At 39.4% G+C, this 4971-nt stretch carries 6 protein-coding genes; 4 read left to right on the top strand and 2 right to left on the bottom strand.

Going from position 1 to position 4971, the window contains the following annotated elements; genetic code table 11:
• Both K5G00_RS28765 and K5G00_RS28760 read right to left on the bottom strand, forming a co-directional pair.
• The coding region (locus K5G00_RS28765; RefSeq protein WP_238769943.1) for a DUF3408 domain-containing protein at positions 1-270 on the bottom strand (270 nt) is incomplete at its 3' end.
• A 4-nt stretch (positions 271-274) separates the two neighbouring features.
• Positions 275-1036: a ParA family protein gene (locus K5G00_RS28760; RefSeq protein ID WP_238769942.1), complete on the bottom strand. Its 762-nt coding sequence runs from the start codon at positions 1034-1036 to the stop codon at positions 275-277.
• A 658-nt stretch (positions 1037-1694) separates the two neighbouring features.
• Between K5G00_RS28760 and mobA the strand changes: the two genes are divergently transcribed.
• From mobA to K5G00_RS28740, 4 genes are all read left to right on the top strand, one after another.
• Entirely contained in the window at positions 1695-2123 is a 429-nt protein-coding gene (gene mobA / locus K5G00_RS28755; protein WP_238769941.1) for a conjugal transfer protein MobA, read from the top strand.
• On the top strand, positions 2108-3331 hold the full coding sequence (gene mobB / locus K5G00_RS28750; RefSeq protein ID WP_238769940.1) for a conjugal transfer protein MobB: 1224 nt from the start codon (positions 2108-2110) through the stop codon (positions 3329-3331). Before mobA ends, mobB begins: the two co-directional genes overlap by 16 nt.
• Positions 3332-3334: 3 nt before the next feature.
• Entirely contained in the window at positions 3335-4201 is an 867-nt protein-coding gene (locus K5G00_RS28745; protein ID WP_238769939.1) for a DNA adenine methylase, read from the top strand.
• Positions 4202-4204: 3 nt separating this feature from the next.
• The coding region (locus K5G00_RS28740) for a YWFCY domain-containing protein (RefSeq protein WP_238769938.1) at positions 4205-4971 on the top strand (767 nt) is incomplete at its 3' end.

Here is a 4971-nt window from a genome sequence, read left to right as displayed (position 1 = left end):
TGAGATTTCATCGTTGCCAATAATGCGCACAATCTTTTGAATCCTTTCGTGGTATTCCTGCCGGATGGGGACATGCTTGCCAAATCGTGCTTTGCCGTCAGATTGCCTAATAAACAGGGACAGATAATCAGACGCTGTCTCGTTCTTCTTTACCTTTGATTTTTTGACAATCTTTTCATCCTTTTGCCCTGACACCTGCTTTTCATTTTGGATAGTCGAGATTAAAAAGTCTTCGTCTATTTCTTCGGGATTGTATTGTTTTCGTGCCATAATCTTACTGTTTAACTGTTTGAAGAATTTCCGTTGCCAATACATCAAGGTTGCTGCCTTTTAATAGCGTATTATGGGCTGGGAACAGGGTAGAACGGAAGACAGGTTTATGCGCTGTAGTAAGCTCACGCCGGAAACGTTTCGAATCAGGCACAAAGGTTTTCAGGATGTTCAGACCCAATTCACCAATCACATTTTCATAAACCTCGTAGAGTTCGTTTTTCTCTCGTCCATCCACCATATTCCAGATAAGGTAGAGGCCTTTGATATTACTTTTCCCTACGCTTATCAGGTTTTCGTTGAGCATGGTGGCAAATTTCAGGGTACTCTCCAGAACAACCCTGTCCGCACTGACCGGGGAAAAGATATAATCCATTCCTGCCAATGTCTTTACCACGCCCTTACTATTCAGTGTTCCGGGAAGGTCAAAAAAAATAATGTCAGGCTGAGAGGCAGCAATGTCGATAAGCTTTTCGGCAGTTGCAATTGCATCTTCCGGTAAACTTTTTTCAACCGGGTAAGCTTTTCGTTTCAGAGCAGTAAACTGGGTATAGGCCATTTGTTTGTAATAGTTGTCCTTCATTACCTGCTCCATGTCGCGCTGGCGCATTTCAACAATACTGTGTTGGGGGTAATCACAGTCCACAACTGCAATTTCAAAACCTTGCACATAATGCAGATAGCTCGACATTAAAACAGTAAACGCAGTTTTGCCCACACCCCCTTTTTGGGTGCTGAAAGCAATAAAAAATGTTTCCTTTTCCATATCATTTATTTTGTCGGTTAATGATTCTATTGTTTTTTCAATTAATCTTCCTTTTACCTAATCAAATGGATGTTTGAACAACCGGGTAAATGCCTGTTTGAACATTTAAATGTTTAAGCGTTCGAACGTTTAAACACTCCACACAACCTTTCATTATTCTTGTCATGGAACAACTGAACCAATGAATACCTGAATTTTTAATTCTCCATTTGAAAGAGTAAATAGCTCCTTAGTTGTCCGACCGAATATTCCTTCTATCGTTCGTTGTTTCATTTCACTAATCAGGCTTTTATACCCGCAAATGAACGGATAAAAACCATCGAAAATCCGGTTTTAAAAGTGGCTGGAATTGTTTGGCTTTAACTGTCTGCTTTTGGCGTCTTTCGGGGTAACTACGAATCAAAACACTCCCTATACCTTTGCCCTCATTAGAAAATTATACCGAGAAAATGACCTTGAATTATGGAACGACAAGCATTAAAAATTACCAACGCTAAAAGGGTGTGCATTGGCACACGGCAAGTTGTGTTTTGAGTAACTCAAAACGTTCCGGGTAACTCGGAACCACTTGCCCCGATGGGGGAAAATCACCCTCCAAAGTCGGGGATTTTTGAAAAAAGAAACAGATAAAGTTTAACGCGATAAAAGCAGGATTATAATGACAATAAAAAAAGGAATAAAACACAAAGGAGGCCGGAAACTCAAACCGGACCCATGCAAACACCGCTATGCGATTAGCTTGAATGATAAGGACAATGCCTGGTTTTTATCGCTGGTTGAAGCATCTGGGATGGAAGTGAAAGCCCATTTTATCACAGCCTGCATATTTGAAAAACCGGTGAAAGTGGTAAAAATTGACAAAGGGACGATGGATTTTTACATGCGCCTGACCAATTTTTATGGCCAATTCCGGGCAATCGGGGTGAATTATAACCAGGTAACTAAAGCCATTAAAAACAATTTTTCGGAGAAAAAAGCACTGGCATTTTTGAGCCAACTGGAAAAAGCGACACTGGAACTGGTTGCAATCAACAAACAAGTGATGGATTTAACCCGTGAGTTTGAAGAAAAATGGTTGCAAAAATAAGTTCAGGAAGTTCGTTGTACAGTGCCCTGGCATACAACCATCAGAAGGTAAATGCCGGTGAAGCAAAAGTGATTTTCACCAATAACATGGTTGAGACAAAGGATGGAAATTTCAGTATCGGGATTTGTACATACTCATTTGAGCCTTACTTGCTGGCCAACAAAAAAACGGAAAACCCGGTTATCCATATCTCACTAAATCCAGACCCAAAGGATAAATTGAACGATGAACAGTTCGCCCAAATTGCAGAAGAGTACATGAAAAAGCTGGGTTACGGGAACCAGCCTTTCGTTGTTTACAAACATGAAGACATCGACCGTCATCATATCCACATTGTTTCAGTAAAGGTTGATGAAACTGGGAAAATGATTCGGGACAATTTTCAGCACCGTTTGTCCATGCGGATTTGCCGTGATTTGGAACAGAAATACGGATTGGTCCCAGCCAATGAAAAACAAAAAACAGAAGGTTATTCACTAAAACCAGTTGACCCCCAAAAAGGCAATATCAAGCAGCAGATTGCCAATGTTGTCCGCCCTGTATCACGGTCGTGGCATTTTCAATCCTTCAACGAGTACAAAGCTTTACTTTCTGTTTATAATGTTCAGGTTGCAGAAGTAAAAGGAAAACATAAAGGACAATCCTATAACGGAATTGTTTACGCTGCCATAAACGATAAAGGGGAGGTTTATGGTACACCTATTAAATCTTCAAAGTTTGGCAAACAGACCGGAAGTGATACGATTCAAAAACGGATTGAAAAATCAAAAGAAGCTGTTCGAACCAGAAACCTCAAAGAAAGTCCAAAGGAAGTTATTTCAAAAGCGTTGGCTTCGTGCAAAAACAGGAAGGATTTTGAAAAGCAACTTTCGAAAAACCAGATTTCAGTTTTGTTTCGTGAAAACGAATTAGGGCGTATTTATGGCGCAACCTTTATCGACCATCAGCAGAAGTTTGTTTTCAATGGCTCACGTCTGGGAAAAGACTTTTCTGCCAATGTCTTCCAACAAAAATTCAGTGAGGAAAAACACGGTTCAGAACAGGAAAAGTTACCGGAATTTGTACCGCTGCAATCCACCTCAATTCCTGATTCAACATTTGAAAATTTATCTGGATTATTGGCTATCGACAGTCGGGGAGAGAATCCAGATGAGGAAGCCTTCATCCGAAGAATGAAAAGAAAGAAACGAAGAAAACGAAAACTATAAGCTATGAAAACCACTGTTAAACCATTCTTGAAATGGGCTGGGGGAAAATCAAATTTGCTTCCCCAAATGACAGGGCTATTTCCGAAAGAGCTGGAGAAATTTGACACATTTATAGAACCTTTTGTAGGTGGTGGTGCTGTCTTATTTCACATTCTCAGTTATTATCCCAATATCAAAAATGTAGTTATCAATGATATTAACGCCCGGCTGATGAATACCTATGTCATATTGAAAGAAAGTCCACGTGATTTAATTTCAATATTGGATAAGTATCAAACCCGGTTTTGGAGCTTAAGCCCGCTAGAGCAAAAACAGTTTTATCTTGAAAAAAGAGAGCGCTTTAATTCCGTCAATACGAAGCCTGTTGAAGCAGCGGCGTTGTTTCTCTTTTTGAATAGGACCTGTTTTAACGGACTGTACCGTGTAAATAAAAATGGAAAGTTCAATGTCCCGTTCGGGCAATATCAAAAGCCTCTGATTTGCAACCCCGAATTAATTATCGAATTGAGTAAACTGCTTCAGAAAGTAACAATTTTGAACGGCGATTATGCTCATACTATTGCAAATTTCAGGGGTAATACTTTTGTCTATTTTGACCCGCCTTATCGTCCAATTTCGCAAACATCCAACTTTACTACATACAGTTCCGAAGGTTTTGATGAGACACAACAGAAAAGGCTTGCCTGTTTTTGTCGCTTACTTGATTTTGACAGTAAATGGATGCTGAGTAATTCATGTCCGATGGATGATAATTTTTTCAACGAACATTATACCGGTTACAAAATCCGACAAATTAAGGCAAGACGTTCAATTGGGGCCAGTGTTAAAAGCCGGGGAAATATTCAGGAGTTACTTATCACAAATTATTAAGTTATGCAGAACGAAGACGATGTAAGGAGCCTTGCTAAAATAATTGAACTGATAAGGGGTGTAAGTATCCTGGTTCTTATTATTCACGTTTATTGGTTTTGTTATGAATTTCTTGCCGAGCAAAATGCAACAGTAGTAATCATCGACAAAATCCTGCTGAATTTCCAGAAATATACCGGGCTGTTTTCAAAACCAATCTGGACAAAACTGGTGAGTTTTGGATTGCTTGCCATTTCTTGTTTGGGAATCAGGGGCATTAAAGCCGAAAAAATAACCTGGGGTAAAATATTAGCCTTTCTGATTTTGGGATTGAGCTTTTTCTTTTTCAATGGTTTTATTATGAAACTCCATTATCCGTTAATCCTGAAATGCTCTGTTTATATGCTTTTTCTTGCAATTGGATATGTTTTTCTCTTAAAAGCTGGGTTATGGATGAGCCGCCTGATAAAACACAACCTGATGGAAGATGTTTTTAACCTGGAGAATGAATCTTTTATGCAGGAAGTCCGGTTGATGGAGAATGAATATTCCGTGAACCTTCCAACCCGGTTTGAGCATAAAGGGAAAAACTATAACGGATGGATTAATGTGGTTAATCCGTTCCGGGCAAGCATTGTTTTGGGAACTCCGGGGAGTGGAAAGTCTTATGCCATTATCAATAATTATATCAAACAACAAATCCGAAAAGGGTTTGGCATGTATATCTACGATTTTAAGTTCGATGACCTGAGTATTATCGCGTACAATACTCTGATGAAAAACATCGATAA

This window comes from Maribellus maritimus (assembly GCF_022267315.1).
Classification (GTDB): domain Bacteria; phylum Bacteroidota; class Bacteroidia; order Bacteroidales; family Prolixibacteraceae; genus Draconibacterium; species Draconibacterium maritimum.
Note: the sequence above shows the minus strand (reverse complement) of the source record. Positions and strands in the feature narration are given on the sequence as shown.

What these genes read in the sequence shown, in the direction of transcription:
- K5G00_RS28760 (WP_238769942.1), bottom strand. Translation starts at nt 1,036, where the DNA reads ATGGAAAAGGAAACATTTTTTATTGCTTTCAGCACCCAAAAAGGGGGT.
- mobA (WP_238769941.1), top strand. Translation starts at nt 1,695, where the DNA reads ATGACAATAAAAAAAGGAATAAAACACAAAGGAGGCCGGAAACTCAAA.
- mobB (WP_238769940.1), top strand. Translation starts at nt 2,108, where the DNA reads ATGGTTGCAAAAATAAGTTCAGGAAGTTCGTTGTACAGTGCCCTGGCA.
- K5G00_RS28745 (WP_238769939.1), top strand. Translation starts at nt 3,335, where the DNA reads ATGAAAACCACTGTTAAACCATTCTTGAAATGGGCTGGGGGAAAATCA.